Origin of the sequence: Alistipes sp. Marseille-P5061 (assembly GCF_900290115.1) — a bacterium.
Classification (GTDB): Bacteria; Bacteroidota; Bacteroidia; order Bacteroidales; family Rikenellaceae; genus Alistipes; species Alistipes excrementigallinarum.
Window position 1 is genome coordinate 342,911 of the sequence record NZ_LT985750.1, and the last position, 25,647, is coordinate 368,557.

Consider the following 25,647-nt stretch of genomic DNA (forward strand, 5'->3'; position numbering starts at 1 on the left):
GGAAAACTGTCCCGGTGCCTTCCCGGTTCCTCTTCGCACCTCTCAGCGCCTTGCCGGACCCTCCGCCGCCGGAGCGGCCGGATTACTCGCCGAGCATCCGCTCGCGCCACAGCGCGGGGACGGGGAAGCTCTCCTGGCGGTCGAAGTCAAAGGCAACCATCACCGAGCGGCTCTCGCTGCGCACCTCTTCGCCGCAGAGCAGCTGCTGGAAGAGTACGATGCTCTTGTTGCCGATGCGCTCGCAGGTGGTCGTCACCCGGATGTCGTCGCCCATGCGGACCTGCCCCATGTAGGAGGTCGAGGTCGAGACCGTGATGATGCGGTTCTGTCCCAGCAGCACCTCCTCGCCGAGCACCTTCTGGTAGTAGTCCACCTTGCCCACGTCGAAGTACATCTGCTGGGCGACGTTGTTCACGTGGTGGAACGAGTCGATGTCCGAGAAACGCTGCTGGACCGGTGTTGTCAATGTGCGTGCCATCTTACTCGCGGATGATTTTCACTTCGCCCCCTTCGGTGAAGGCGATAATCGACGATGCCTTGCGCGTGGGTTTCCCCTCGAAGCGGGGGTTGACCACGAAGTCGACGCCGTCGATGATTTCGCGCGCCACCTCGTCGAGCCCCGCGGGGGTCTTCTCGCCCGAGATGTTGGCCGAGGTCGAGACAATCGGCCGGCCGAAGGCGCGCAGCATCCGGCGGCAGAACTCGTGGTCGGGCACCCGCACGCCGAGCGTCCCCTCTTCGGGGATGAGGTTCGCGGCAAGCCCCGTGGCGCCCGGCAGAATGAGCGTGAGGGGGCTGGTGGCCAGCTCCATCACCTCGAAGGCGATGCCCGGCGCCTTGTTCACGTAGCGCACGACCATGTCGGGCGAGGCGCAGAGCACCAGCATCGATTTCTTGTTCTCGCTCCGTTTGAGCGCATAGATGCGTGCTACGGCGTCGGCGTTGGTGGCGTCGCAGCCGATGCCCCACACCGTGTCGGTGGGGTAGAGCAGCAGCCCGCCTTCGCGCAGCGTGCGGACCGCCTCGTCGACTTCGTGCTGCAGTTCGGTTTCGTTTTTCATGATGCTCGTCTTTGTTGGTTGGCCCGAGGTGCAGGGTGCGGGGAGGGGCTTCGGTTCGTGTGCTCCTTCGGCACGCCCTGCACGGGGCGGATTCCACCGGAACGGGGCGCCCTATCGCTTCAGGGGCAGCACCTCAATCCAGTAGTCGTCGGGGTCGTTGATGAAGTAGAGCCCCATCTCGTGGTTCTCGAAGCAGACCCAGCCGTTGGCGCGGTGGAACTCGCGCACGGCGTCGTAGTCGCCCGCCACGCGGATGCAGAGGTGGCTCTCGTTGTCACCCAGCTCGTAGGCACCCTCCTTGTCGCGCAGCCAGGTGAGCTCCAGGTGGAAGTTGCTCTCGCCGTCGCCGAGGAAGACCAGCTCGAAGGAGCCGTCCTCGGCCTTCTGGCGGCCTATTTCGTGCAGACCGAGCGCCCGGCCGTAGAAGTCGATGCTGCGGGCCAGGTCGGTCACGTTGATGTTGAAGTGGTCGAATTTGCCTTTGATTTCCATAAGTGTCCTGAATTTGGGTGCAAAGATACGAAAAGGTGCGGGCCGAGGCAAACGGAAAACGCAGTTTTCGACATCGCCGCCCGCGTAACGGCCCCCGTACCGCCGTCTGTCTCTCCTCCCGCCGCCGGTTCTGCCTGCAGTGTGGCCCGGTATCCTCCCTGCAGCCGGCTCCGGTGTACTCGCCGCCTTCCTCCTCCTTCCTCCTCCTTCCTCCCGGCGCCACGCGAGGGGCCCGGCCGAATATTTTGCCGATATTTCATTATTTTGCAAGAATTTTATACTTTTGCGAAACGAAAAAATAAAATACAAAAAGCATGCACCTATGGGAAGAGCCTTTGAATATCGCAAAGCACGCAAGCTGAAGCGCTGGGGTCACATGGCCCGCACGTTCACCAAAATCGGCAAGGAGATTGAAATCGCCGTGAAGGCCGGAGGTCCCGACCCGTCGGGCAACACGCGTCTGCGCATTCTGATTCAGAACGCCAAGGCCGAGAACATGCCCAAGGAGAACGTCGAGCGCGCCATCAAGCGTGCCACCGAGAAGGACGCCGCCGACTACAAGGAGGTTATCTACGAAGGCTATGGCCCCCACGGAATCGCCTTCCTGGTGGAGACGGCAACCGATAACACGAACCGTACGGTGGCCAACGTGCGCATGCACTTCAACAAGTGCGGCGGTGCGCTGGGCAACAGCGGCTCGGTGGCCTTCATGTTCGAGCACAAGTGCGTCTTCAAGTTCCACGCTCCGGCCGGCACCGACATGGAGGAGCTCGAGCTCGAGACCATCGACCTGGGTGTCGACGAGTTCTATCCCGACGAGGAGGGTGTGACGGTATACGCCCCCTACGAGTCGTTCGGCGCCATCCAGAAGTGGCTCGACGACAAAGGCTGGGAGATTGTCTCGGGTGAGTCGGTCTACCTGCCTACGGATACCAAGGAGCTCGACGCCGAGGGCCGCGAGTCGGTCGAGAAGCTGGTGGAGCGCCTCGAGGAGGACGACGACGTGACGAACGTTTACCACAACATGAAGGAGCCCGAGGAGGAGTAGCCCTTCGGTTGAGGCGCGGCGGGCGGCCCGGGGGTCGTGGCGCGCAAAGGAACAATTCGGGGAGCGGTTCGCAAAGAACCGCTCTCTTTTTTTGCCCGGCCGGGAACGGGAGCGGCAACAGGGGCCGAGCGACGGGGGGGGGTGAGAGCACGCCGGAGCATGCGGTCGCGGGTGCGCAGCCGGGGCGAGGAGAGAGCGGTTGCAGCCGAGACAATAGGACAACGAAGACAAGGAAGCTGGCGCGGGCTGCCGGGGAAAAAGAGCGGCAAGGGCGCTGGCATGGACTGCCGGAAAAAGGAAAGCAAAGGGACGGCGCGAGCCCATGGAAAAACGACGGGCGGGGCTGCCCCGGGACAAACTGCGTGAAGGGCGGTTGGAACAAGCGGCGTGGAGAACGGCCGGGACATTAAAAAAACGGAACGCTCCCCGGGTGGGGAACATTCCGTTTTTCCGTGTTGCGGGAGCGGAACTTACTCCTTCTCGCTCTTGGCAACCATGCGCTTCTCCTTGATGCGGGCCTTCTTGCCGGTCAGGTCGCGCAGATAGTAGATGCGGGCGCGACGAACGACACCGACCTTGTTCACCTCAATCTTGTCGATGTGGGGCGAGTAGAGCGGGAAGATACGCTCAACGCCCACGCCGTTCGAAATCTTGCGAATCGTGAACATCTTGGTCTTGCCCGAACCCTTAATCTGGATAACCACACCGCGGAAGCTCTGCAGGCGCTCCTTGTTGCCCTCGACGATGCGATACGTTACGGTGATGGTGTCACCGGCCTTGAACGACGGAATGTCGGCATCCGTCTTGGGCCACATCTGCTCGTTGACGAGCTTGATGATTGCGTCTTTGTTCATTGTTGCAACTGTTTTTTTTGATTTCGCATTCAACGTTCCCGCTGCCCTCCGGCTACCATGCCCGGTCCCTGCCGTGCAATCCCGCGGTTGTGCCGCCTGTGCCGTTAAGCCCAATGAAAGAGGTTGATATACGTCCCCGAAGGGACGGCAAAGTTAGGAATAATTTTCGGATTTTCACGCATCGGCGCAAAAATATCGCTTCGTGACTCCGATTTATGTGCTATCTTTGCTCCGCAAAACGGGAAAATGATGAACGAACGATTGATATTGGTGACCAACGACGACGGATACGACTCGCGCGGCATCGCCGCCGCCATCGAGGTGGCGCGCCGCTTCGGACGGGTGGTGGTCGTGGCGCCCGAGACGACGCAGAGCGGCATGAGCCAGGCCATTACGATGAATACGCCCCTCTTTCTGAGGCGGGTACGCTCCGAGGAGGGGCTCGACGTCTACGCCTTCTCCGGCACGCCGGTCGACTGCGTGAAGATGGCCTTCGACTACCTGCTGCGCGGGAAGCGGGTCGACCTGGTGCTCTCGGGCATCAACCACGGCTCGAACTCGGCCGTCAACGTCCTCTATTCGGGGACGATGGGGGCGGCCATCGAGGGGAGCTTCTACGGCTGTCCCGCCGTCGGCCTCTCGCTCACGGACTACAGCGCCGATGCCGACTTCGACGCTGCGGCGCTCTACGGCGAGCGGATTCTGCGCCGCCTGCTCGAGGGCGGGGTGCAGCCGCCGCTCTGTCTGAATGTCAACGTCCCGGTGGGGCGTCCCGAGGAGCTGCGGGGCATCCGCCTCTGCCGCCAGAACCGGGGCTTCTGGCGCGAGGAGTTCTACCGCCACGAAGACCCCCGCGGCCGCGAATACTTCTGGCTCACGGGCGACTTCGTCAACCAGGAGCCCGAGGCCGAGGATACCGACGAGTGGGCGCTCGCCCACGGCTACGTCTCGGTGGTGCCCGTCCAGACCGACCTGACCGACTACGCGCGGCTGCGCGAACTGACGCCCCTCTTCGGATAGCCGCCGGCGGGAGGCGGGTGCGGACGTTGCGCATGACGTTTGCGGAATATCCGCGGATTTTCGTATCTTTGTAATTGGTACGCCCGCGAAGGGCGGTCTGCCGGGCGGCTCCGCGCCTGCCCGACACTCCGCGCCCGGGCCGCGCATCCGTTTAACCCCAGGAAAACTGCGGCGCTTTATGCTGATTAAGATACTGCTCATCATCGCCATCGTCATCCAGACCCTGGCCACGCTCTACGCCCTGCGTCTGGTGCGTACGACGAAGTACAACTCGGTGTGGATTCTCTTCATCGTGGGCTTCTCGCTGCTCTCGGTCGAGCGGCTGGTACAGTTCCTCGCCGCCAGCGGGCAGTATGTCCCGCGGGGGTGGTTCGCCTACCTGGGCATCGTCATCTCGGTCTGCCTCTCCATCGGGGTCATGTACGCCCACAAGCTCTTCAAGTACATCGGGCGGCTCAACCGCCAGCGTCAGCTGCTCAACCGCCGCATCCTGACGGCCGTGCTGCGCACCGAGGAGAAGACCCGCTCGCGCTTCTCGAAGGAGCTGCACGACGGGCTGGGCCCGCTGCTCTCGTCGGCCAAGATGTCGCTCTCGGCCCTCGCGCGCGAGGAGCGCGACCCCGAGCAGCGCGAGATTATCGCCAACACGACCTACGTCATCGACGAGGCGATTCGCTCGCTGCGCGAAATCTCGAACAACCTCTCGCCCCACGTGCTCATCGACTTCGGACTGGCGCGCGGCGTACAGAACTTCATCGACCGCAGCGCCGCGATGCACAATGTGAAGATTCGCTTCACGACCAACTTGCGCACGGAGCGCTACGACCCCGACACGGAGGTGATTCTCTACCGTGTCATCTGCGAGCTCATCAACAATTCGCTCAAACATTCGGGCTGCAAGTCCATCAACCTCTCGCTCTCGCAGAGCAGCGGTTCGCTCTCGCTCGAGTACACGGACGACGGGCGGGGCTTCAACCCCCAGGCAATGATGGACTGCGGCATGGGGCTCTCGAACATCGCCTCGCGGATTAATTCGCTCGGGGGGCGCTTCCAGATAACGAGTTCGCGGGGGCGGGGCATGCGCGCCTCGATTCACGTAGGGGTGGCACAAGGCGTGCCGCCGCGTAAAAAGTAAACGGAGACGGTGAAGATGGAAAAGAAGGAGTGCAGAATCGTGCTGGTCGACGACCATTCGCTCTTCCGCAATGGACTGCGGGGGCTGCTCGACCGTTGCGAGGGGTATCGTGTGGTGGCCGAGGCGGCCAGCGGCGAGGAGTTCCTGGCTCTGCTGCCCGGGCTGGAGACCGACGTGGTCTTCATGGACTTCTCGATGCCGGGCATCGACGGCGCGCGGACGACCGAACGGGCGCTGGCGCAGCGTCCCGAGCTGAAAATCATCACCCTCTCGATGTTCGGCGACGAAAGCTACTACCAGCGTATGGTGCAGGCCGGGGCGCGGGGCTTCCTGCTCAAGGACTCCGACATCAGCGACGTGCTGCAGGCCATCGACACGGTCGAGGCCGGTGGCAGCTACTTCAGCCCGCAGCTGCTCTCGTCGCTTGCCGGACGCATGCATGCGCGCGAGGATGCCCCCGACGAGCAGCTCTCGGAGCGCGAGCGCGAGATTCTGGTGGCGGTCTGCCGCGGCCTCTCGAATCAGGAGATTGCCGACGAGCTCTTCATCTCGAAGCGCACGGTCGACAAGCACCGGGCCAACATTCTGGAGAAGACGGGGTGCAAGAATACCGCCTCGCTGGTTGTCTACGCCATCCGTCACGGGATTGTCGACATCTGACACCGAGGGGCGCCGCGAGGGGCCGGCGGAGAGGGGCTCGGTGAAGAGGTGCAGCGGGGAGCCGGCGGGGCGACAAGCCGAGCACAGGCAGAAAGGTATCGGTGCACGCGGAAAACGACGTGGCCGTCCGGGAGTGGAATCGCTGAGTCAGTAATACAGACGGGGGGCAGCCTGGAAATGGAGACCCTCCTTTCGCTGGGATACTCTAAAACATAAGAAAACATCCGACCTTTTGGGGTCGGATGTTTTTTTGTGCGGGCCGGTCGGATGCTGGATTTTCCCGTCGGTCGCCGGAAGCTCCGGATGATTGCCGGGCTCCCCGAGCCTCCATGTCGGTCGCCGGACGTTGAGGACGGCTGTCAAGACGGGCGGTCGCAGCCTGTCCGGAGCAGCGGTCCGGGATGGGCGTTCGGAGCAGTTGTCCGGAATCGGTGCGGGTCGATTATGAGGCGGAGCCGTCGTCTTATGCCTGTCGTTTGATGCCCGGTCTCTGCCGCCCGGGAGTCCTCCGCTCAGAGCCCCTTGCGGGCCAGGCGCCAGGCCAGACGGTTGTAGACGTCGAGCAGCGCAGGGCGCCACGCCGCAGGGAGCGCGTTGAGTATCCGCACCTTGCGCAGCAGGCGGCGGTTCAGCCGCGTCCAGCCGAAGAAGCGGACCGTGCGCGCCGCCTCCTCGGTGCCGCCCTTGGCGCTGATGACCAGCGCCTTGCCCAGCGCCACGCGGGCGACGTATTCGTTGCTGGCCTCCGAGGCCGAGGCGTCGTAGAGTTCCTCGAGCGTGTGGCGGCTCCGTTCGGGGGTGTAGACCGCATTGGAGCGGTTCGAGGCGACGCGTGAGTAGAGCACCAGCCGCTCGGGCGAGAAGCAGACCGGGCGGCAGCGGGCGATGCGGGTCCAGAGGTACTGGTCCTCGCCCAGCTTCATCCCCACGGGGAAGAGCCCCACCTCTGCGAAGAGGGTACGCGGAATGACGCTGGCCGAGGGGATGGCCACGTAGCAGCTCATCGAGCGGGTGAAGAAGTCGTCGACGGGTCCCCGCTCGCGGGGGGTGCGGCCCGGCACGAGCCCCTCGTCGCTCACGATGTCGAAGGCCGTGGCGTAGAGCCCGCAGTCGGGCCAGCGCTCAATCATCGAGGCAATTTCGGCCAGAAAGCCGGGGCGCCACCGGTCGTCGGCGTCGAGCAGGGCGACATACTCGCCCCGCGCCTCGGCGATGGCCCTATTGCGGGCGGCGCTCACGCCGGCGTTCGGCTGGCGGATGAGGCGGACGAGCGGCGAGCGGAAGGAGACGACAACCTCGGCCGAGCGGTCCGTCGAGCCGTCGTCGACGACGATGACCTCCAGCGGGCGGAGGCTCTGTTCGAGGGCCGAGCGGAGGGTCGCGGCGACCTCCGCCTCCTTGTTGTAGAGGGGTATGATGACCGAAAAGGTGGGTGTGCTCACGGCGTCGGGCTCTTTTTTGCAAAGGTATCGTTATTTTGCTACATTTGCAAGCGGCATCGGGCCGCTCCGACGGGTGTCGGGCTGCCCGCGTGCCCAATTTCAAAACATCAGCCCATGACCCTGTCGCTCAGAATCGTTGCTCTGCTCCGCAATACCTTCGATACGCTCTTCTACTTCGCGGCGATGGCCGTGAAGGAGAACTTCCGCAACTACGTCGGCCGCGCCGGGGTGGTCGGCCGCCCCTCGCAGGAGCTCGTGCTGCTGGCCAACGGCCCCTCGCTCGGGCGCGAACTGCCGCGGCTGCTTGCGCGCGGCGACCACCGCACGAAGGACTTCCTGGTGGTCAACTTCTTCGCCGAGGATGATCGCTTCGAGGAGATTCGCCCCAAATACTACGTCCTCTCCGACCCGATGTTCTTTCGTCAGAGCGTCAACCGCGAGCGGGTCGAGGCGCTCTACCGAACGCTCAACGAGAAGGTCACGTGGGAGATGAACCTCTACGTGCAGTACTACAACCCCGAGCGGTTCGACTATCGCCGCCGGCTGACCAACCCCCATATCCGCATCGTCCCCTTCCATACGCTGCTCTACCACGGCTTCCGCAGCGTCGAGTTCTGGCTCTTCCGCCACGGGCTGGGGAGCGCCAACTTCGGCACGGTCATCCAGAACGGCGAGTACATCGGGCTGCTGCTGGGCTACCGCCATCTGTCGCTCTACGGCGTCGACCATACGCTGCTCGAGGGGTTGTGCGTCGACGCCTCGAACCGCCTCTGCCGCGCCGACCGCCACTACTACGACCAGGGTGCGGCCGCGGCTCCGCGCCCCATCTACTTCAACGCCACCCTTCCGCCCGTCCCCTACACGATGGCCTCCTACCTGGCCGAGGTGGCCGAGCTCTTCCGCGGCCACGAGGTGCTGCGCGACTACGCCGCAACGCTCGGTGCGCGGATTGTCAACCACACGGCCGGCTCGATGATTGACGCCTATGAGCGCGCCGGCGAGGCCGAGCAGCAGGAGGCGGAGCCGAAATAGCCTCCTTCAGCTTCGGTCCGTCGATGAAAAAACAGGGCCTCCGGGGATGATGCACATCCCCGGAGGCCCTGTTTGTCGGCGCGGCGGCGCGGGCGGCTCAGAGTCCGCGGCTGGCGGCGATAATCTCTGCCATGGCGAAGTCCTCCGGATAGTCGATGTCGAGCCCCTCGACCCGCTCGACCACCGCCATGTAGGGGCGGTCGCCGATGCGGCGGTGGTCGCCGCACCACAGCCCCCGCGGGAAGATGAAGAAGGCGCTGGTCTCTATGTAGACCGGCTCGATGGTCTGCGTGCGGGGGATGTTGTCGAGCGCGTAGTTGAGCGGACGCCCCTTGAACCAGGCGAAGGTCTGAATCTTCTCGGCGCTGAAGGCCGAGTCGTACTCCCCCGATTGCACCTTCGCAAGAGCCCCGGAGATGGTCTCCGGGCGGATGAAGGGCGAGGTGGCGTGGGCCAGCACGTAGAGGTCGGCCTCGACGCGGGCGGTGAAGGCGTCGTAGATTTCGCGGCCGAGGGTGGTGTCGCGGTCGAGCTCCGCGCTGCGCTGCAGGAAGCGGACCCCCTCGGGCAGCAGCTCGCGGATGCGCTCGTCGCTGCAGAAGACATAGACCTCGTCGATGCCCTCGACGCGGGTCAGCGTCCGCAGAATGTGGCACATGAGGGGTTCGCCACCCAGCAGGCGGAGGTTCTTGCCGCTCACGCGCTGGCTGTTGAGGCGTATGGGTACGAATGCTACGGTTTTCATCTCTTTCGTGTTACGTGTTCGGTCGGTTGATAGACGTTACTGCACCAGCAGGTTGCAGCCCCGGATGTCGCTGTGGTCGATGCGCCCCTCGATGTCGAACGAGCCGTCCGTAAAGCGTTTGCCCACATCCTCGGTCTGGATGAAGGCGCACGACCAGCGGTTGGCCAGGTCGGTGATGTTGATGCCGCCGCGCGAGCCGTCGGGCAGCAGCTCGAAGGGGTCGTTGATGTCGCGCACCTCCACGCGCATCCACCCCGGGCAGCGGAAGCGGTTGCCGCCGAGCGAGTAGGCCTGCGAGGTGAGCTCCGCCATGCCGTATTCCGAGTGGATGACCTCCACGCCGAAGGCGTCGCAGAGGATGCGGTGGAACTCCTCCTTGGGCAGCTCCTCGCGGTAGCCCTTCATGCCGCCGGTCTCCATCACCACCGTATCCTTTAGCTTCGGCGAGTAGCGTTCGGCCAGGTCCCATAGCGCATAGCTCACGCCGAGCAGAATCTTGGGCTTCGGGTCGGCGGCCATGTCGTCGAGCAGCCGCTCGTAGTCGTCGAGGTAGAAGCCTCCCGAGCCGCAGTCGGCAATCAGCCGGTCGGCCATGTAGACCAGCGACGAACCCTTGCGGCGCAGGTAGTTGGGCAGCAGCGCGTAGAGGCTCCACCGCCGCGGCTCGCCGTAGAAGGTGCGGAACGAGGCGCGGAAGGCCTGCTCGTAGAGCGCCAGCGAACGCATCGCATGGCGCGATGGGGTCATGCCCGTGGTGCTGCTCGAGGTGAAGACCGCCTCGGGAGCCGCGTCGCCGCAGTAGATGTCGTGCGTCTTGAAGAGGCCGATGGGTAGATGGGGAATCTCCTCCGGGCGGTGAATCTGCCCGGGGCGTACTCCAATCAGTGCGAGGTATTGGCGGTAGGGGGCGCACCTTTCGGCCTGGAAGCGGAAGGTCTCCAGCGCCGCCGCCTCGAAAGCTTCGTTGTCCGCAATGCGGAACAGGTCGTCGTCGGTAAGCATGTAGGCTGAAACCATTTGCTGCAAAGGTAGCGATTTATTTCCGATTTCGGAATTCCCTTTTCCGATGCCCTTCCGGGTGGGGGAGGCCCTGTCGGGCGGCGGCTCCGTTTCGATGCCTCCGTTTCGGCGGTTCATTCGGTGCGGCCGGTGCGGCCGGCTGTCCCGGCATCTGCAACTTGTGGCCGGCTGTCTCGGTATCTGCAACTCTTGGCCGCCCGCCCCGGCATCCGCAATTCCAGGCCGGCGTCCCCGGTACACGCGGGTAGTCATTCCTCTGGGTCGGGTGGCTCCGCGTCGGTTGGTCTCCCCCGGGGCTGGTAGTTCAGCATCGGTCGGTCTTCGCCGCGTCGCCCCCCCCCGCCTAAAAAAACAACAACCGCCAGCGGCGGAGTTGTTCCGCGCTGCGGTTGTCGTCTTGTTCGCAGGTCGGGCCGTACGGGTCCGGAGCCGCTCTACTTCTTGCTCTTCGGGGCAAGCATCATGTTCATCTTCTTGCCGTCGAGCTTGGGCATCATCTCCACCTTGGCATACTCCTCCAGGTCGGTGGCGAAGCGCAGCAGCAGGATTTCGCCCTGCTCCTTGAAGACAATCGAACGGCCGCGGAAGAAGACGTAGGCCTTCACCTTGGCCCCCTCCTTGAGGAAGTTCTCGGCATGCTTGAGCTTGAAGTTGTAGTCGTGGTCGTCGGTCTGCGGACCGAAGCGAATCTCCTTGACCACCACCTTCGTCTGGTTGGCTTTCAGCTCCTTGGCCTTCTTCTTCTGCTGGTAGAGGAACTTCTGGTAGTCGGCGATGCGGCATACCGGGGGGTCGGCTTTCGGCGAAATCTCAATCAGGTCGAGCTCCATCTCGTCCGCCAGGCGCAGAGCCTCGCGGAGCGACATGACCTTGGGTTGCTCGATGTTGTCGCCCACCACGCGCACCTCGGGTGCGGTGATTTGGTCGTTGATGCGGTGCGGGTTCTCCTTTTCGGGCTTGCGTCCCGTGCGGGGAGCGCCACCGGCCGGTTTCGGTCTGTTATTCCCGGGGTTGAACGGCCTCGGCGGGAATGGTTTCGGTGCTGCGATAGTTGTTGTAAATTAAATGGTTAAATGTTTTCTATTGTTGTTTCGCTGCTCGCTGGCGCCTTAGTCGGAGACATCCGCTCCGGGTTGCCACGACCGTTTGCGGTGCCTTTTGGGCGGTCTCTTCCAAAGGAGCTGTCGGAGCGTGAAAAAAGGCAGGGTCTGCGACTGAAGCCGCAGGCCCTGCGCTTCGTCGGTGTTATGCCTTTTTCAGCTTGTGCGATTCAATCTCCTCCTTGACCAGTCCGGTGATGAAGTCGCGGAACTGCTCGAGGGTCATCTGTCCCTTGTCGCCTTCGCCCTGGGCACGGACCGAGACGAGCCGCTCGGCCTGCTCCTTCTCGCCGACAATCAGCAGGTAGGGGATGCGCTTGAGCTCGTTGTCGCGAATCTTGCGGCCGATTTTCTCGTTGCGGTCATCCACCTGGGCGCGGACGTCGTAGCGGTTGAGGTACTCCGACACCTCGTTGGCGTAGTCGTTGTACTTCTCCGAGATGGGCAGTACGACCACCTGGTCGGGCGCCAGCCAGAGCGGGAACTTGCCGGCCGTGTGCTCGAGCAGCACGGCGACGAAGCGCTCCATCGAGCCGAAGGGCGCGCGGTGAATCATGATGGGGCGGTGCAGCTTGTCGTCTGCCCCCTTGTAGGTCAAATCGAAGCGCTCGGGCAGGTTGTAGTCCACCTGGATGGTGCCCAGCTGCCACTTGCGGCCGATGGCATCCTTGACCATGAAGTCGAGCTTCGGGCCGTAGAAGGCTGCTTCGCCGTACTCGACCACCGTCTTGAGCCCCTTGTCCTTCGCTGCCTGGATGATGGCGTTCTCGGCCTTCTCCCAGTTCTCGTCCGAACCGATGTACTTCTCGCGGTTGTTGGGGTCGCGCAGCGAAATCTGTGCCGTATAGTTATCGAACTTCAGCGTCTTGAAGATGTAGAGCACGATGTCAATCACCTTCTCGAACTCCTCGAGCAGCTGGTCGGGGCGTACGAACATGTGGGCATCGTCCTGCGTGAATCCGCGCACACGCGTCAGTCCGTGGAGCTCACCCGACTGCTCGTAGCGGTAGACCGTACCGAATTCGGCCAGGCGCAGCGGCAGGTCCTTGTACGAACGGGGCTTCGAGCGGTAGATTTCGCAGTGGTGCGGGCAGTTCATCGGCTTGAGCAGATACTCCTCGCCCTCGACCGGGGTGTGAATCGGCTGGAAGGAGTCCTTGCCGTACTTGGCGTAGTGGCCCGAGGTGACGTAGAGCTCCTTGTTGCCGATGTGCGGGGTGATGACCTGCTGGTATCCGTACTCCTTCTGCACGCCGCGCAGGAACTGCTCCAGACGGTCGCGCAGCGCGGCACCCTTGGGCAGCCAGAGGGGCAGACCCGGACCCACGCGCTGCGAGAAGGTGAAGAGCTCGAGCTCCTTGCCCAGCTTGCGGTGGTCGCGCTTTTTGGCCTCCTCCATCATGGTGAGGTACTCGTCGAGCATCGACTTCTTGGGGAACGAGATGCCGTAGATACGTGTCAGCATCTTGTTCTTCTCGTTGCCGCGCCAGTAGGCACCGGCAACCGACGTCAGCTTGATGGCCTTGATGTAGCCCGTGTTGGGGATATGCGGACCGCGGCACAGGTCGGTGAATGCGCCGTTGGTGTAGAACGAAATCGTACCGTCCTCAAGGTCGGTGATGAGCTCGACCTTGTATTGGTCGCCCTTTTCGGTGAAGGTCTTCAGGGCCTCGGCCTTGGGGACCTCGCGCCGGATGAGCGGCTCCTTGTTGCGGGCCAGCTCCTGCATCTTCTGCTCGATGCGCGGCAGGTCGGCCTCGGTGATGGGGGTCGGCGAATCCACGTCGTAGTAGAAGCCGTTTTCGATGGCGGGGCCGATGCCGAACTTGATGCCCGGGTAGAGGGCTTCGAGCGCTTCGGCCAGCAGGTGCGACGAGGTGTGCCAGAAGGCGTGCTTGCCCTCGTCGTCGTCCCACTTGTAGAATTTGATGGAGGCATCCTCCTTAATCGGGCGCATCATGTCCACCGTTGCGCCGTTGACTGCGGCAGCGAGCGAGTCGGCAGCTAAACGAGGGCTGATACTCTCCGCAATCTGGTACGCAGTCGTCCCTTCGGCATACTCTCTCACGGAGCCGTCGGGAAAAGTGATTTTTACCATTTTGTTGTTTTGTTTAAGTTTTCGGCTCCTCGGGCGCTTCCACAATTACGAGACGGAATACGCCCTCGGTTTGTCCGGGTGTTGCGGCAAAATTAAAAATAAATGTACGAATTCTGTACCGCCGAACCGAAAAAAATCGCTTCGATTCTCCGTTTTCTCCCTTTCGGGCCTGTCGGAGCGCCCCCGGGGCTCTCCTTCAACGGGTTTCGTCCGGCTTCGTACCCCGTTTCGTCCGTTTTGGGGCGGCGCCGGGGCAAGGGGGAGCGGCCTTCCGGGAGCATGGTCTCGGGGCCGCGGCATTCCGGTTGCGGCTGTTCCGGGAGCGGCCATCCGGTCATACGATTCCGGGACCGGCATGTCGGTCCCGGCTGTCCGGTTGCGGCGTTGGTCGGGGCTCTCCATTGAGACGCTCCGGTCGCGGCGTGTCGGTCGCAGGGTTCCGGGTCCGCGGCTGTTTCGGTTGCGGCGTTGGTCGGGGCTCTCCATTGAGACGCTCCGGTCGCGGCGTGTCGGTCGCAGGGTTCCGGGTCCGCAGCGTTCCGGCTACTCTTTCTCGGTCTGGGGCAGCTCCTTGACCGAGACGTCGCGCGTGCTCTTCTCGCGCTCGGCATGCGGCAGAGGATTGCTCGTCCACTCCTCCCAGGCGCGGCGGCGCTGCGTGATGTCGATGGCGGCGTAGATGGCATTGCGCATCGACTGGGCGTCGGCACGGCCCGTGCCGGCAATGTCGAACGCCGTGCCGTGGTCGGGCGAGGTGCGCACGACGGAGAGGTTGGCCGTGAAGTTCACACCGTCGGGCGAGAGGGTCTTGAAGGGGGTCAGCCCCTGGTCGTGGTACATGGCCAGGATGCCGTCGTAGCGTGCGAATCCGCCCCCGGCGAAGAGCCCGTCGGCGGCAAAGGGTCCGAAGGCCAGCACCCCCTGGTTGAAGGCCTCGACGATGGCCGGGCGGATAATCTCCTCCTCCTCGTGGCCCAGCAGCCCGCCGTCGCCGGCGTGGGGGTTGAGCGCCATGACGGCGATGCGCGGCTCGACGATGCCGAAGTCGCGGATGAGCGAGCGGCGCAGCGTGTGGAGGTCGCGGAGAATCTTCTCGGTCGAGATGTTGCGGCTCACCTCCGTCACGGGGATGTGCTTGGTGACCAGCCCCACGCGCAACACGTCGCTGCACATAATCATCATCGGCTCGCCGTCGAACTCGGCGCCGAAGAACTCCGTATGGCCCGTGTAGCGGAAGTCGTCCGACTGGACGGCCTCCTTGTTGATGGGGGCGGTGACCAGCGCGTCGAGCAGCCCCTGCTTCAGGTCGTCGGTGGCGCGTACGAGTGCCTCGACGGCGGCGCGGCCCGCTTCGGCCGACTCCTTGCCCGGTTCGGGTTTCATGTCGCCGCAGGCGACCAGGTTGACGCGGCCGCGGCGAGCCTCGTGGGCCGAGACGATGGGGTTGAGCGTGAGCTCCCCCGAATCCTCGACGCACTTGCGGTAGAAGGCGGCCGCCTGGGGCGAGCCGTAGATGACGGGTGTGCAGAGCTCCGTCATGCGCATATCGGCGAAGGTTTTGAGAATCACCTCCCAGCCGATGCCGTTGGGGTCGCCCTGCGTGATGCCTATTCTGAGTTTCTGTTCCGACATAGTCAAAATCGTTTCAAATGACAAAGATAGGTAAAAAATCGCAACGCCGCGCCCCGGAGCCTCAAAAAGCGGCGGGCGGCGGAGGGGTGTTGCAGGGGGCGGCGTGCAGGAGCGGGACGATGGAAGGCGGGTGCGGCGGGAGGAGGTGTGACGATGGTGGGGACGGCAGGGGACGGTGTGCAGCGGCGAGGCGGTGGAACGCGGGCTCGGGAAGAGTGTGCGGAAGCGGCTTCGGCGGGCGACGCTCCGGACGGGTGCGGCTCGGCGGGTGCGGGTGTAGTCTCGGAGGGCGATGTCCCGGAAGGGTGCAGTCCGACGGAAGGTGATGCGGCGGGTACGCGGCGGTGAGTGTGTGCGGGAACGGCCCTGTCAGCGGCGTGCGGCGCGGCGGCGGAACTCGGCGCAGACGATGCCGGTGGCCATGGCGACGTTGAGCGATTCGGAGCCGTGCCGGTCGGCCGGGTAGGGCGGGATGAAGAGCCGGTGGTCGATGTGGCGGGCCACCCGCTCCGAGACGCCGCGCCCCTCGTTGCCCATCACGACGATGCCGCCCTCGGTCAGCTCCGCATCGTAGAGGTTCTCCCCCTCGAGGAAGGTGCCGTAGAGGGGCGTGCGGCGTGCCGCGGCGTCGGCCAGCAGCGCATCGAGCTCCGTGTAGTGGAGCCGCACGCGGAGGATGGCCCCCATGGTCGCCTGCACCACCTTGGGGTTGAAGCAGTCGGCCGAGTCGGGCGAGCAGACGATATCGCCGATGCCGAACCAGTCGGCCAGCCGGATGATGGTCCCCAGATTGCCGGGGTTCTGCACCTGGTCCAGGGCGAGCGTAAGCCGCCGCCCCGCCCCGGCGGCGTCGAACCGGTAGCGGGGTATCTCGACCAGCGCCAGCGAATTGGAGGCGGTCTTGAGCAGCGAGAGGCGCTCCATGTCGCGCGGGGTGACGCATTCGACCTCGGGCCCCTCGAAGAGCCCCTCGAGGGCGAAAATCTTGCGCACGCGCAGGTGCGAGGCGCGCAGCTCGCCGACGAGCTTGGCTCCTTCGGCGACGAAGAGTCCCGTTTCGGTGCGTCCCCGCTTGTCGGCAAGCGAGCGGACGAGTTGCAGTTCGGCTTTGGTCATTGGCGTTTCTCCAGGGTAAAGGTTTCGCCTTCGCGGGCGGCGTAGGTTTCGGGAAAGAGCGTGCGGGCCTCGGCCACCAGCTCGTCGAGCTGCTTGTAGCGCGTCGAGAAGTGGCCGATGATGAGCCTCCGGGCTCCGGCCTTGAGGGCCGCCCGCGCGGCGTCGAGCGTGGTCGAGTGGCCCCGTTCACGGGCCAGCTTCTGCTCCGCGGCGGCGTAGGTCGCCTCGTGGTACATCAAATCCACCCCTCGGCAGAGCCCGGCGGCCTTGGCCGAGAAGTTGGTATCCGAGAGGTAGGCGTACGAGCGCGGCTCGTAGGGGAGGTAGGTGAGCTCCGCATTGGGAATCCGCTCGCCCGAGTCGAGGAGGATGTCCTCGCCCCGCTTGGCGGCGGCAATCTGGGCGATGGAGAGGCCGTAGCGCACAATCTGGTGCTTCTCGATGTTGAGCGGCGGGCGCTTCTCGCGGAAGAGGAAGCCGGCCGTCGGCACGCGGTGCCGCAGCGGGATGCTCCACACCTCGAGCGTGCGGTTCTCGAAGAGCAGCGCATGCTCCGTGGTGCGCACCTCGTGCCAGGTGACCTCGTAGGGGAGGTCCGTGTCGAAGTAGCGCAGGTGGCAGGCGAGCAGCTCGCCGAAGGGGGCCGGCGCATAGACCGGAAGCTCGGTCCGGCGGCCGTAGAGCCCCAGCGTCGAGAGCAGCGGGAAGAGTCCGAAGAGGTGGTCGCCGTGGAGGTGCGAGATGAAGACGGCGCGCAGCTTCAGCGGGTTGACCCCGTAGCGGATGAGCTGTTGCTGCGTCCCCTCGCCCGCATCGACCAGGTAGTACTGTTCGTGGACGTTCACCACCTGGGCCGAGGGGTGGCGGTCGATGGTCGGCTTGGCCGACGAGGAGCCGAGTATGGTGACGTTGAAACTCATCGTTGTGCGGGTTTTGCGGCGGGCTCCCGTGCGGCCGGTGGCCTGAGGGGCGCTCCGTCGGCAAAAGTACGAATTTTTCCCCGCACCGCCAAAGGTTTCCGCCCGCCGGGATGGGGATGCTGCCGGGGCGCGAATCCCCATTTGTGGGTATTGTCCCGCCGGGACGGATGCGCTTCCTTTGCCGTCGGAAAAATACGAACCAAACGGAAATGATTATGAAGATGAAACAAATCATGTTTCGGGGAGCGGCCCTTGGGCTCCTCCTCGTGTTGACGGCCTGCGGCGGTGGCGGCAGCCGGACCCGGGAGCAGCGTGCGGCACCGCAGACGGCCGATGCCGCGGCTACGCCGGCGGTTGTCGGGGTGGACTCACTGCTTGCCGACGCGGCCTCGCTGGTTGGGCGTCAGGTGCGCATCGAGGGAGTCTGCACCCACATCTGCAAACACGGCGGCCGCAAGATTTTCCTCATGGGCTCCGCGCCGCGCCGCCTGCTGCGCATCGAGGCTGGGGAGCGCATCGGCAGCTTCAGCCCCGAGTGCGTCAACCGTCCGGTACGGGTGACGGGCACGGTGTGCGAGAGCCGCATCGACGAGGCCTATCTGGCGGCCTGGGAGGCGCGCCTGCACAGTGGAGAAGGGGAGCGTCACGGCGACGGCGAGGGCGGATGCACGACCGAGAAGCAGGCCCGCGGCGAATCACTCGAGGCGGGTGCCGCACGGCGCATCGCCGACTTCCGGCGGCGCATTGCCGAGCGTGAGGCCCGCGAGGGGAAGGCCTACCTGTCGTTCTACCACGTGGAGGGCTCCGCGTACGAAATCGTCGAGTAGCGCGCCGTGGGTCGGAACGAACGGATGAACACCCTGAGGCGGTGGAGCCGGCTGCTGCACCGCGACCTCTCGTACTTCTTCACGGGGGTGCTGCTCCTCTATGCCGTCTCGGGCTTCATGCTCAACCACAAGCGCGACTTCAACGCCGACTACTCCGTCGTGCGGCGTGCGGTCGCCTTTGCCGGGCCGCTGCCGGCGGACGAGGCGTCGTGGAGCCGCGGGCGGGTCGACAGCCTGCTTGCGGCCGCCGGCGGGGAGTGGAGCTGTCTGAAGCACTACTTCCCCGAGGCGGGGACAATGAAGCTCTTCCTGCGCGGCGGCGCCACGCTCACGGTCGACCTTCGTCGCGGCGAGGGGCTCTACGAGGAGATTCGCCGGCGGCCGCTGCTGAGCGGGCTCAACCGCCTGCACTACAACCCCTCGCGGTGGTGGACCCTCTTCTCGGACCTCTTCCTGGCGGGGCTGGTGGTGATTGTCCTCACGGGGCTGGTCATGGTGCGCGGCCCCAGGGGGCTGTGGGGGCGCGGCGGCGTGGAGCTGCTGGCCGGAATGGTCATCCCGCTGCTCTTCCTCTTCCTGCTGGAGTGAGGCGCTCGGGTCGGTGCGGGGCCTTCTGTCCAGGTGCGGCGCTCAGTCCGGAGCGGGGCTCCGGGAGATGCCGCCCGGACTGCCGGGGGAAGACTGCCCGGGAGGCTGGAGCCGTATGCGAAGAGAGGCGGCCGTCGTGCGACGGTCGCCTCTCTTTGTGCTTCCTTGCGGAGTTATCTCCCGTCAGCGCGGCCTACTGGTGCAGGAAGCGCTCGCAGTCGAGCGCCGCGATGCAGCCCGACCCGGCGGCGGTGATGGCCTGCCGGTAGTGGGGGTCCTGCACGTCGCCGGCGGCGAAGACACCCTCGACCGAGGTCTTCGAGGTGCCGGGTTCGGTGCGGATGTACCCCTCGGCGTCGAGCTCGAGCTGTCCGGCGAAGAGCTCCGTATTGGGGTGGTGGCCGATGGCCAGGAAGAAGCCGTCGATGTCGATGCGCCGCTCCGTGCCGTCGTTGTGGCGCAGCAGAGCCCCCGTCACGCCGTTGTCGTCACCCAGCACCTCGACCGTGTTGTGCTCGAAGAGCACCTCGATGTTGGGCGTATGGAAGACGCGCTCCTGCATCGCCTTCGAGGCGCGCAGATAGGGCTTGCGCACAATCATGTAGACCTTGCGGCAGAGCGAGGCGAGGTAGGTGGCCTCCTCGCAGGCCGTGTCGCCGCCGCCGACCACCGCCACATCCTTCTTGCGGTAGAAGAAGCCGTCGCACGTGGCGCAGGCGCTCACGCCCATCCCCCTGAAGCGCGTCTCCGACGGAAGGCCCAGGTACTTGGCCGAGGCGCCCGTCGAGACAATCAGCGTCTCGGCCCGGAGCTCCTTCTCTCCGTCGACCTCGACGCGGAAGGGGCGCTGCGAGAGGTCGACGCGCGTTACGACGCCCGAGCGTACGTCGGTGCCGAAGCGCTCGGCCTGACGCCGCAGGTCGGCCATCATCTGGTTGCCGTCCACCCCCTCGGGATAGCCCGGGAAGTTTTCGATTTCGGTGGTGGTGGTGAGCTGTCCGCCGGGCTCGATGCCCTCGTAGAGTACGGGCGCCAGGTTGGCGCGCGAGGTGTAGATGCCCGCGGTGTATCCCGCCGGGCCGCTGCCTATAATCAGGACTTTGACTTGTTCCATGTTCTCTATGGGTTGTTGGTGTTTGTGATTCGTAACTTGTTGCGGCGCCGGTTCGCCGCCTGGCGCGTCATCCGACGGGAAGGGGCTCCCTTGCATCGGCCGCCGGCTCCTCCTCGCCGAGCTCGGCAAGGGGTGCGAAGCGGGTGAGCTGCCGTCCGAGGTAGTCGAAGCGGGCCCAGTTGCCTGCCCGGCGTACGAGGCTAAGGCTCGTCGCGGGGTCGTACTCCACGATTTCGTAGTGCGGCGGGATGACATAGCCGCCCTGCTTGTCGATGAGGCCCATCCCTTCGGCCGTCTGCACCTCGGCGCGTCCCTCGTGGAAGTCGTTGGCCCAGAGGAAGTGCGAGGGGATGACCACCCGGTTCGAGGCGTCGACGAAGCCGTAGCCCGTCTCGTCCTCGACGCAGACGAGCCCCTCGAAGAGGTTGCTGCACCAGCGGTGCCCCTTCAGCCGGCGCAGGGCGGTGTAGGAGGCCGCCGTATCGTGCAGCGTCTGCCCCGCGTCCGCGGCGGTATGGCTCCGGCCCTGCTCCATGACCAGCTGCCGCAGCGCCTCGAAGGCCTCGTCGTCGGCCCCCGTGGTGCCGAAGCGGGCGTCGTGGTAGCGCAGCGGGATGAAGCGCCCGGCGCACCAGCGCAGATTCTCGGGCTTGAGGTTGCGGTGGTTGAAGCCGAGGCTGCGGAGCCCCTCCTGCAGCGTGTCGAGCGCCGCAAGCAGTGTGGCGGGCTCCTCCGTCTCCAACGCCGTAGAGAACTCCGCACCGGCGGGCAGCTCCTGCAGGATGAGGTCCGTGGTGCGGGGCGTGCCCAGCGTGTCGCACCACTGCATTTCGCCGGGGAGGATGCGGTAGGAGGCCAGCAGGTTGCTTGTCAGCCGGCGCAGACGGGCCGCCGTGCGCTCGATGCGCAGCAGCGCCTGAGGGGCCAGCGGCAGAAAGAGCAGCCAGCTGCCGCCCCGCCACTCGATGCGGGCCTCGGCAAAGCGGGTCGTCCGGCGCAGCAGGGGGAGCCCCTGGCGGTCGGTGACGGCGCGTGCGTCGGCGAGCGTTGCGAAGGAGAGGTCGGGCGTGAGCAGCGCGCGGGTGAAGTCGTTGAGTGTGGGTGTCATTGTCTTATTCGGTTTTGACGCTGATGGAGCCGATGTTGAGCGCCGAGACCAGCTCGGCGGCCGAGGCGTTGAAGCAGAGGCCGCGGAAGGGCGGGAGCGCCCCGGCCCCCTTCAGCTCGCGAATGGCCGCATGGAAGGGTTCGGGCATCGTGCTCGAGCAGTCGTAGAGCAGCGAGGCGTAGCGGTTGGCGTAGTGCTCCTCGGAGGGTTCGGGGAAGAGCAGCGGGCGCATGTCGGCGGCCGTGGCGATGTGGATGTTGACCAGCAGCACGTTGCCGTCGGCCGTCGCCAGCGAGCGGATTTGTTCGGCCACCGTGCGGAGCTCCTCCCCGTCGCAGTCGGTCGCCTCGCCGTCGGTGATGTTGAAGACCACGGGCGGGAAGCTCTCGGCGTTTTCGGGGCGGAGAACCCACTCCGCGGCCAGGTCGCGGATGCGGCGCAGCGCCTCGCACATCGGCGTCTGCCCCTCGGCGCGGGGCTCGACCCAGCAGGGCGTGGGGATTTCGCGCAGCGAGATGCCGCCGTCGGGCAACCGGTATTCGAGCAGCTCGGTGCGGATGCGGGGCTCCATGGCGGCCAGTTCGCAGACGGTGTGCATCGCCGCCCGGTCGGCCAGCAGCGGCGTCACCTCGTCGTCGCCGTGGTAGCCCAGCACGGCGATGTCGTAGTAGTCGCGCACGCCGTCGCTGCGGCGCGCCCGCTCGATAAGCTCGAAGAGCAGTTCGTTGGCGATGGTGGCCACCACCTCGCTCTTGGCCTTGCAGCCGCCGCGGAAGTGAATCGGCTCGGCCATCGAGCCGGAGCAGTCGATGGCCAGGAAGAAGGCCGTGCGGTGGCTGCGCGTGATGCTTTGCGTATACATGGGTCGTAGTGTCGGGTTTTCTCGGTTCGGGTTTTCTCGGTTCGGGTTTTCTCGGTTCGGGTTTGTCGGGCGCTGTCGGGCGGGCCTTTCCGGGGCGGTTCTTTCCGGGCGTATTCCCTGGGGCGGCCCCGGCCTCTGGCGGGGCGTCGGGCGGAGGGCCCGGTGCGGTTTTACGGCCGGCGCCTCGGGTGCGGGTTGCCGGGCGGAAACTCGGGTGCGGCTCAGTCGAGCCCCCGCACGGCGCGGTAGTCGAGCAGCCGCTCCTCCTCGCCGCCGTCGAGTCCGTAGCCGACCGCCTTGTCGGGCGAGCAGTCGCGGGCGCGGTCGGCATCGGTCATCTCGCGCAGCGCCCTGCGGGCGTGGGCGCCTCCCCGGACCGCCTCGTCGACCTCCTCCTGCGAGGGGAGGTGGCCCAGCAGCCGGGCATAGATGGAGAGCGCCCAGCGGCGGGCATGGTCATCGTAGCGGCGGGCGAAGCTGCGGAAGCGTTCGTCAATTAGGTCGGGGAAGGTCAGCTCGCCCCGTTCGATGGCGTCGCACAGCGCCTCGACCTCGCTGCGGGTGATGTAGGCTCCCGCCACGTCGAGCCAGTGGGCAGGCTCCCCGAGTGATGCCTCGAGCGGCGCCTCGCCCCGTTCGAGCATCGCCCCCAGCGAGGCGGCAATCGCCTTGTTGTAGAGCGCGATGCCGCGGCGCAGCGCCGTCTGGCGGATGACCGTCTTGCGGTAGTTGTAGAAGGGGGCGTCGGGCTCCTCGTCCGAGAGCGTGTGGAGCGTGTCGACGGCGTGGAGCATCGCCTGGGTGAGGTAGGGGTTGAAGGCCTCGAAGTTGACCACGTCGCGCCGCCGCGTGCGGTGGTCGCGCGTGGGCCACTTCTCGATGTCACGCACCGTGCCGTAGCTGGCCAGGTTGGCCCCGGGCATCAGCACCGAGCGCCCCTCCTTCTCGATGAGGTACGAGAAGGGGAAGTCCGAGGTGTCGTGGTGGTGGGTGTGGTGGCCCATCACCATGGTGAAGGCCCCTTCGAGCGCCGGCGACATGACGTAGGCGTCGCTGGCGAACTTGCAGCCCCGCAGGTGGACGGCCTGATGTACGGCGCCGCTCTTGAAGAGGTGGTTGCTCTGGTTGGTGCCGCTGCCGGCGTTGAAGAAGGAGAACATTCCGGCGATGAGCAGCGAAGAGCGGTGGTGCGAGACGGTGAAGGGGCCGGCGAAGATGGAGGCCGCCTCGCCGTTCTCGCAGTGCGAGCAGGCGAAGAAGAGGGCGTCGGTGGCCGAGTATCCCTTGTCGAGCCGGCAGCACTCGCCGATAAAGCAGCGTTCGACGATGACGCCGTTGTCGAGCTGCGCCTGCTCGGCGGCGATGAAGTCGCGCGCCTTGACGTCGATGCCGGCGCGGGCCCCGTCGCAGAGCGTGCCGTTCTCGAGCAGCGAGACGCCGTCGAGCTCCACGCGGTCGCCCGTCAGCACCTCGCGCAGCAGGCGGCAGGTCGTGATGCGGCAGTCGGAGCCGATGCGTCCGAACTCCGAGTGTACGCGCCCGGCCTCCTCCGCGGCCATGCGCTCCAGCGCGGCGACAAGCTGCGGGCGGTGGCGGTAGAGGGCCGCCAGATAGGCCGTCTGGGCCGAGAGCGCGGTGAAGATTTTCACCGTGCGGCCGCCCCCTTCGTTCATCGTCGCCACCGGCACTCCGTTGCCGAACGGGGAGGCGTGGCGGCACTCGAGCGCCGTGACGTCGGCCACGAGCGAGCGCTCGCCGATGTCGTAGTTGCGGACCCGCGAGCGGTAGATGCGCGCACCGGAGGCGATGCGGACACGCCCCTCGAGGCGGCATGCGGCCAGCTGCTCCGTGCAGAAGTCTGCGGCCACCCATACGTCGCTCCACGAGGAGGCGCTGCAGCCGGTAGCCTCGAGGCGGTGCACCTCGTCGTCGGTCAGATTGCGGAATTGGGACATAGGCTCCATTCGTTTGATGCAAAGATACGAAAAGGCGGGGCAAAAAGCGCGCCCGCATGAGTTTTTTGCCCCGCCTTTTCGTATCTTTGCATCAAACGAATGGAGCCTATGTCCCAATTCCGCNACAATTGTAGTGTGGGGAGATAGGTGTAATGGTCGAGTATGTGGAAAGCAACCGATGCGCACAAAGAGGTTGTCAAAGGCATCAGGAAGCCGTCGTAGCTAGATTCAACTGATTTTTTTAGTAATGGGATTGAGAGTAAGCATAGTCTACATTATGTGTCGGCGGCGTCAGATGTGATGTGTGTAAGAGGCAGCGGGAGGGCTCTTCCGGCGGGCCGTTGCTCCGGCGGAGGCTGCAGCCGTCGGAATCGTCGCCTCGGCTCCCTCCTGCGGTCCGGGGCGGCGTTGCGCAGCCACGGTCGGGCCGTTGTCGCGGGCCCGCGCACGGGGCGGGTCACTCCCCGCACTCGTGCCCCTCGGGGTCGATGGTGCGGCACGTGCCGTCGCGGAAGATGCGGGCCCTTCCACTGCGGAAGGGCTTCACCGCCTCGCATCCCGGCAGGCTGAGCCGCGTGCGTCCGCTGCGGTCGATGTAGTGCCACGTGTGCCCCAGCCGTACGGCCGCCAGCCCCTCGCTGAAGTCGAAGCCGCAGTCGTAGAGGGGCGGAATGACCTCCCGCCCGTTGCAGCGGTAGCCCCACAGCCCGTTCTCGACAAAGAGCTCGGGCTCCTCGCCGGGTTCGGTCTCTTCTCCGGCCATTTCCTCGGCTCGCTCCGCCCCGGTGTCGGTCCGGGCGGTCTCCGCGGCTGGGGATGGAACTTCGCCGGGAGCGCTTCCGGCCATTTCCCCGGCTCCGGCCGCTCCTTCGGTTGCTGCACCTCCGGTTTCGGCACCACCGGGGCACCCCTTCCTGTCGGCGCGGGCGACGGCAAGGCGCAGCAGGTGCTCCAGGCCGAAGAGCTGCAGCGTGGGTGAGCACAACAATCGTGCAATCCGGTAGGCGACGGCCATGCCCCGCTGCTCGAAGAGGGTGAGCACCTCCTCCAGCACTCCGTCGCGGTCCATCCGCGACGGGGTGAAGAGCAGCCCGTCCGAGGCGTGGCGCGCCGCAAGCGAGGGGTCGAGCGCCAGGGCGTGGAGTGCCGTCGAAATCAGCGCCGCGGGGTAGTCGTCGAGCGAGGCGTCCAAGTCGCCGGCCTCGCGGGCCGGGTGCTGGTAGGCCGTGGTGCCCAGCTCGGGGCTCCGCCGCCCGGCAAAGGCGGGGAGGAACATCGCGTCGAAGTCGATGAGCTGCAGTTCGCCCGAGGGGCGGACCACGATGTTCTCGGGCTTCAGGTCGCCGTGGGCCCAGTCGTCGGCCACCAGGCGGGCGGCCAGACGGTCGAAGCGGTTGGCCAGCGCACCGATCCGCTCCCGGTCCGCAGCCTGCAGCGCAAGGTCAATCTCCTCGCGGAGCGTGCGCCCCTCGACCCAGTCGTCGACCACCACGTCGCACCAGACCCCCTCGTCGGGCGAGGTGTAGAGGAAGAGCTCGCGTGTCAGGAGCCTGCTGCCGTAGATTTCCGCCAGATGCTCGGCCGGCCGCATGTAGCAGCGCAGCGCCTGAAGGCGCCCTTCGCGGCGGATGCGGAAGACCGCCGCGCTGTTGCCCACGGCATAGAGCGGCCTTCCCTGCTGGTCGCGGCAGAGTTCGAAGGGTTCCAGCGTGCGGCAGAGCCCCGAGGGCTCCTCGAGCGTTGTGAGGTATTGGCGAAGAGTGTACACGCGTGCAGTATGGTGTTATAAAAAAAGAGGGCCGGATGTCCCGGCCCTGC

General features: G+C 65.6%; 24 protein-coding genes. 7 read left to right on the forward strand and 17 right to left on the reverse strand.

Translation table 11 applies throughout. The features are described from left to right. Positions 1 to 82: 82 nt before the first annotated feature. The 3 genes from C8267_RS08450 to C8267_RS08460 all read right to left on the reverse strand — a co-directional run bounded on the left by C8267_RS08450 (position 83) and on the right by C8267_RS08460 (position 1,553). Entirely contained in the window at positions 83 to 478 is a 396-nt protein-coding gene (locus C8267_RS08450) for an acyl-CoA thioesterase (protein WP_106634331.1), read from the reverse strand. Between the two features lies 1 nt (position 479). After that, on the reverse strand, positions 480 to 1,061 hold the full coding sequence (locus tag C8267_RS08455) for an L-threonylcarbamoyladenylate synthase (RefSeq protein WP_106634332.1): 582 nt from the start codon (positions 1,059 to 1,061) through the stop codon (positions 480 to 482). Positions 1,062 to 1,172: 111 nt separating this feature from the next. Continuing rightward, complete coding sequence (locus tag C8267_RS08460; protein ID WP_087359870.1) at positions 1,173 to 1,553, reverse strand: VOC family protein; 381 nt, start codon at positions 1,551 to 1,553, stop codon at positions 1,173 to 1,175. Between the two features lie 322 nt (positions 1,554 to 1,875). Between C8267_RS08460 and C8267_RS08465 the strand changes: the two genes are divergently transcribed. Then, positions 1,876 to 2,601, forward strand: coding sequence for a YebC/PmpR family DNA-binding transcriptional regulator (locus tag C8267_RS08465; protein WP_087359873.1), 726 nt, complete (start codon positions 1,876 to 1,878; stop codon positions 2,599 to 2,601). A gap of 470 nt (positions 2,602 to 3,071) precedes the next feature. Here C8267_RS08465 and rplS read toward each other — a convergent pair whose 3' ends face one another. Continuing rightward, complete coding sequence (rplS, locus tag C8267_RS08470) at positions 3,072 to 3,455, reverse strand: 50S ribosomal protein L19 (protein ID WP_087359876.1); 384 nt, start codon at positions 3,453 to 3,455, stop codon at positions 3,072 to 3,074. Positions 3,456 to 3,701: 246 nt separating this feature from the next. Between rplS and surE the strand changes: the two genes are divergently transcribed. From surE to C8267_RS08485, 3 genes are all read left to right on the forward strand, one after another. Continuing rightward, positions 3,702 to 4,475, forward strand: a complete 774-nt coding sequence (gene surE / locus C8267_RS08475) for a 5'/3'-nucleotidase SurE (RefSeq protein ID WP_087359879.1) — start codon at positions 3,702 to 3,704, stop codon at positions 4,473 to 4,475. A gap of 178 nt (positions 4,476 to 4,653) precedes the next feature. After that, positions 4,654 to 5,610 (forward strand): sensor histidine kinase, encoded by a 957-nt coding sequence (locus C8267_RS08480; RefSeq protein ID WP_087359881.1) that lies wholly within the window; start codon positions 4,654 to 4,656, stop codon positions 5,608 to 5,610. A gap of 15 nt (positions 5,611 to 5,625) precedes the next feature. Next, on the forward strand, positions 5,626 to 6,270 hold the full coding sequence (locus tag C8267_RS08485) for a response regulator (RefSeq protein ID WP_087359884.1): 645 nt from the start codon (positions 5,626 to 5,628) through the stop codon (positions 6,268 to 6,270). A 512-nt stretch (positions 6,271 to 6,782) separates the two neighbouring features. On the opposite strand, the gene C8267_RS08490 is transcribed toward C8267_RS08485, so the two are convergent. Then, positions 6,783 to 7,712: a glycosyltransferase family 2 protein gene (locus C8267_RS08490; protein WP_106634333.1), complete on the reverse strand. Its 930-nt coding sequence runs from the start codon at positions 7,710 to 7,712 to the stop codon at positions 6,783 to 6,785. Positions 7,713 to 7,826: 114 nt separating this feature from the next. Here C8267_RS08490 and C8267_RS08495 point away from each other — a divergent pair, with 114 nt between their 5' ends. Further along, positions 7,827 to 8,744 carry a hypothetical protein gene (locus C8267_RS08495; protein WP_106634334.1) on the forward strand — a complete coding sequence of 306 codons (918 nt, stop codon included), beginning with the start codon at positions 7,827 to 7,829 and terminating at the stop codon, positions 8,742 to 8,744. Positions 8,745 to 8,841: 97 nt separating this feature from the next. Here C8267_RS08495 and C8267_RS08500 read toward each other — a convergent pair whose 3' ends face one another. From C8267_RS08500 to C8267_RS08530, 7 genes are all read right to left on the reverse strand, one after another. Then, positions 8,842 to 9,489, reverse strand: coding sequence for an acylneuraminate cytidylyltransferase family protein (locus tag C8267_RS08500; protein WP_087359891.1), 648 nt, complete (start codon positions 9,487 to 9,489; stop codon positions 8,842 to 8,844). Between the two features lie 36 nt (positions 9,490 to 9,525). Then, positions 9,526 to 10,491, reverse strand: coding sequence for an acyltransferase (locus C8267_RS08505; RefSeq protein ID WP_106634429.1), 966 nt, complete (start codon positions 10,489 to 10,491; stop codon positions 9,526 to 9,528). Between the two features lie 452 nt (positions 10,492 to 10,943). Next, positions 10,944 to 11,558, reverse strand: coding sequence for a translation initiation factor IF-3 (gene infC / locus C8267_RS08510; protein ID WP_374045515.1), 615 nt, complete (start codon positions 11,556 to 11,558; stop codon positions 10,944 to 10,946). Between the two features lie 196 nt (positions 11,559 to 11,754). After that, the gene (thrS, locus tag C8267_RS08515; RefSeq protein WP_087359899.1) at positions 11,755 to 13,707 is read right to left on the reverse strand and encodes a threonine--tRNA ligase; all 1,953 of its coding nucleotides are present in this window, start codon (positions 13,705 to 13,707) and stop codon (positions 11,755 to 11,757) included. Between the two features lie 543 nt (positions 13,708 to 14,250). Beyond that, on the reverse strand, positions 14,251 to 15,339 hold the full coding sequence (gene pdxA, locus C8267_RS08520) for a 4-hydroxythreonine-4-phosphate dehydrogenase PdxA (protein ID WP_106634335.1): 1,089 nt from the start codon (positions 15,337 to 15,339) through the stop codon (positions 14,251 to 14,253). A 369-nt stretch (positions 15,340 to 15,708) separates the two neighbouring features. Further along, a complete protein-coding gene (locus C8267_RS08525) occupies positions 15,709 to 16,455 on the reverse strand; it encodes an RNA methyltransferase (RefSeq protein WP_087359905.1) in 747 nt (248 codons plus the stop codon). Next, a complete protein-coding gene (locus tag C8267_RS08530; RefSeq protein ID WP_106634336.1) occupies positions 16,452 to 17,375 on the reverse strand; it encodes a ribonuclease Z in 924 nt (307 codons plus the stop codon). Before C8267_RS08530 ends, C8267_RS08525 begins: the two co-directional genes overlap by 4 nt. Positions 17,376 to 17,590: 215 nt before the next feature. Here C8267_RS08530 and C8267_RS08535 point away from each other — a divergent pair, with 215 nt between their 5' ends. Beyond that, the gene (locus tag C8267_RS08535; protein ID WP_199792094.1) at positions 17,591 to 18,202 is read left to right on the forward strand and encodes a hypothetical protein; all 612 of its coding nucleotides are present in this window, start codon (positions 17,591 to 17,593) and stop codon (positions 18,200 to 18,202) included. 24 nt (positions 18,203 to 18,226) lie between these two features. Further along, on the forward strand, positions 18,227 to 18,790 hold the full coding sequence (locus C8267_RS08540; RefSeq protein ID WP_106634337.1) for a PepSY-associated TM helix domain-containing protein: 564 nt from the start codon (positions 18,227 to 18,229) through the stop codon (positions 18,788 to 18,790). A 193-nt stretch (positions 18,791 to 18,983) separates the two neighbouring features. On the opposite strand, the gene trxB is transcribed toward C8267_RS08540, so the two are convergent. The 5 genes from trxB to C8267_RS08565 form a co-directional block, all read right to left on the reverse strand. Next, positions 18,984 to 19,904 (reverse strand): thioredoxin-disulfide reductase, encoded by a 921-nt coding sequence (gene trxB / locus C8267_RS08545; RefSeq protein WP_087359918.1) that lies wholly within the window; start codon positions 19,902 to 19,904, stop codon positions 18,984 to 18,986. A gap of 67 nt (positions 19,905 to 19,971) precedes the next feature. Then, complete coding sequence (locus C8267_RS08550) at positions 19,972 to 21,012, reverse strand: WG repeat-containing protein (RefSeq protein WP_106634338.1); 1,041 nt, start codon at positions 21,010 to 21,012, stop codon at positions 19,972 to 19,974. Positions 21,013 to 21,016: 4 nt separating this feature from the next. Continuing rightward, complete coding sequence (locus tag C8267_RS08555; RefSeq protein WP_087359924.1) at positions 21,017 to 21,874, reverse strand: hypothetical protein; 858 nt, start codon at positions 21,872 to 21,874, stop codon at positions 21,017 to 21,019. A gap of 221 nt (positions 21,875 to 22,095) precedes the next feature. After that, a complete protein-coding gene (locus C8267_RS08560; protein WP_106634339.1) occupies positions 22,096 to 23,829 on the reverse strand; it encodes a DUF4954 family protein in 1,734 nt (577 codons plus the stop codon). A 457-nt stretch (positions 23,830 to 24,286) separates the two neighbouring features. Beyond that, positions 24,287 to 25,597, reverse strand: coding sequence for a WG repeat-containing protein (locus C8267_RS08565; RefSeq protein ID WP_106634340.1), 1,311 nt, complete (start codon positions 25,595 to 25,597; stop codon positions 24,287 to 24,289). Between the last annotated feature and the right edge of the window lie 50 nt (positions 25,598 to 25,647).

What these genes read in the sequence shown, in the direction of transcription:
- C8267_RS08455 (WP_106634332.1), bottom strand. Translation starts at nt 1,061, where the DNA reads ATGAAAAACGAAACCGAACTGCAGCACGAAGTCGACGAGGCGGTCCGC.
- C8267_RS08500 (WP_087359891.1), bottom strand. Translation starts at nt 9,489, where the DNA reads ATGAAAACCGTAGCATTCGTACCCATACGCCTCAACAGCCAGCGCGTG.
- C8267_RS08540 (WP_106634337.1), top strand. Translation starts at nt 18,227, where the DNA reads ATGAACACCCTGAGGCGGTGGAGCCGGCTGCTGCACCGCGACCTCTCG.
- trxB (WP_087359918.1), bottom strand. Translation starts at nt 19,904, where the DNA reads ATGGAACAAGTCAAAGTCCTGATTATAGGCAGCGGCCCGGCGGGATAC.
- C8267_RS08485 (WP_087359884.1), top strand. Translation starts at nt 5,626, where the DNA reads ATGGAAAAGAAGGAGTGCAGAATCGTGCTGGTCGACGACCATTCGCTC.
- rplS (WP_087359876.1), bottom strand. Translation starts at nt 3,455, where the DNA reads ATGAACAAAGACGCAATCATCAAGCTCGTCAACGAGCAGATGTGGCCC.
- C8267_RS08505 (WP_106634429.1), bottom strand. Translation starts at nt 10,491, where the DNA reads ATGCTTACCGACGACGACCTGTTCCGCATTGCGGACAACGAAGCTTTC.
- C8267_RS08525 (WP_087359905.1), bottom strand. Translation starts at nt 16,455, where the DNA reads ATGACCAAAGCCGAACTGCAACTCGTCCGCTCGCTTGCCGACAAGCGG.
- C8267_RS08460 (WP_087359870.1), bottom strand. Translation starts at nt 1,553, where the DNA reads ATGGAAATCAAAGGCAAATTCGACCACTTCAACATCAACGTGACCGAC.
- C8267_RS08465 (WP_087359873.1), top strand. Translation starts at nt 1,876, where the DNA reads ATGGGAAGAGCCTTTGAATATCGCAAAGCACGCAAGCTGAAGCGCTGG.
- C8267_RS08495 (WP_106634334.1), top strand. Translation starts at nt 7,827, where the DNA reads ATGACCCTGTCGCTCAGAATCGTTGCTCTGCTCCGCAATACCTTCGAT.
- C8267_RS08480 (WP_087359881.1), top strand. Translation starts at nt 4,654, where the DNA reads ATGCTGATTAAGATACTGCTCATCATCGCCATCGTCATCCAGACCCTG.
- C8267_RS08555 (WP_087359924.1), bottom strand. Translation starts at nt 21,874, where the DNA reads ATGTATACGCAAAGCATCACGCGCAGCCACCGCACGGCCTTCTTCCTG.
- C8267_RS08530 (WP_106634336.1), bottom strand. Translation starts at nt 17,375, where the DNA reads ATGAGTTTCAACGTCACCATACTCGGCTCCTCGTCGGCCAAGCCGACC.
- surE (WP_087359879.1), top strand. Translation starts at nt 3,702, where the DNA reads ATGATGAACGAACGATTGATATTGGTGACCAACGACGACGGATACGAC.
- C8267_RS08550 (WP_106634338.1), bottom strand. Translation starts at nt 21,012, where the DNA reads ATGACACCCACACTCAACGACTTCACCCGCGCGCTGCTCACGCCCGAC.
- pdxA (WP_106634335.1), bottom strand. Translation starts at nt 15,339, where the DNA reads ATGTCGGAACAGAAACTCAGAATAGGCATCACGCAGGGCGACCCCAAC.
- C8267_RS08450 (WP_106634331.1), bottom strand. Translation starts at nt 478, where the DNA reads ATGGCACGCACATTGACAACACCGGTCCAGCAGCGTTTCTCGGACATC.
- C8267_RS08535 (WP_199792094.1), top strand. Translation starts at nt 17,591, where the DNA reads ATGAAGATGAAACAAATCATGTTTCGGGGAGCGGCCCTTGGGCTCCTC.
- thrS (WP_087359899.1), bottom strand. Translation starts at nt 13,707, where the DNA reads ATGGTAAAAATCACTTTTCCCGACGGCTCCGTGAGAGAGTATGCCGAA.
- C8267_RS08560 (WP_106634339.1), bottom strand. Translation starts at nt 23,829, where the DNA reads ATGTCCCAATTCCGCAATCTGACCGACGACGAGGTGCACCGCCTCGAG.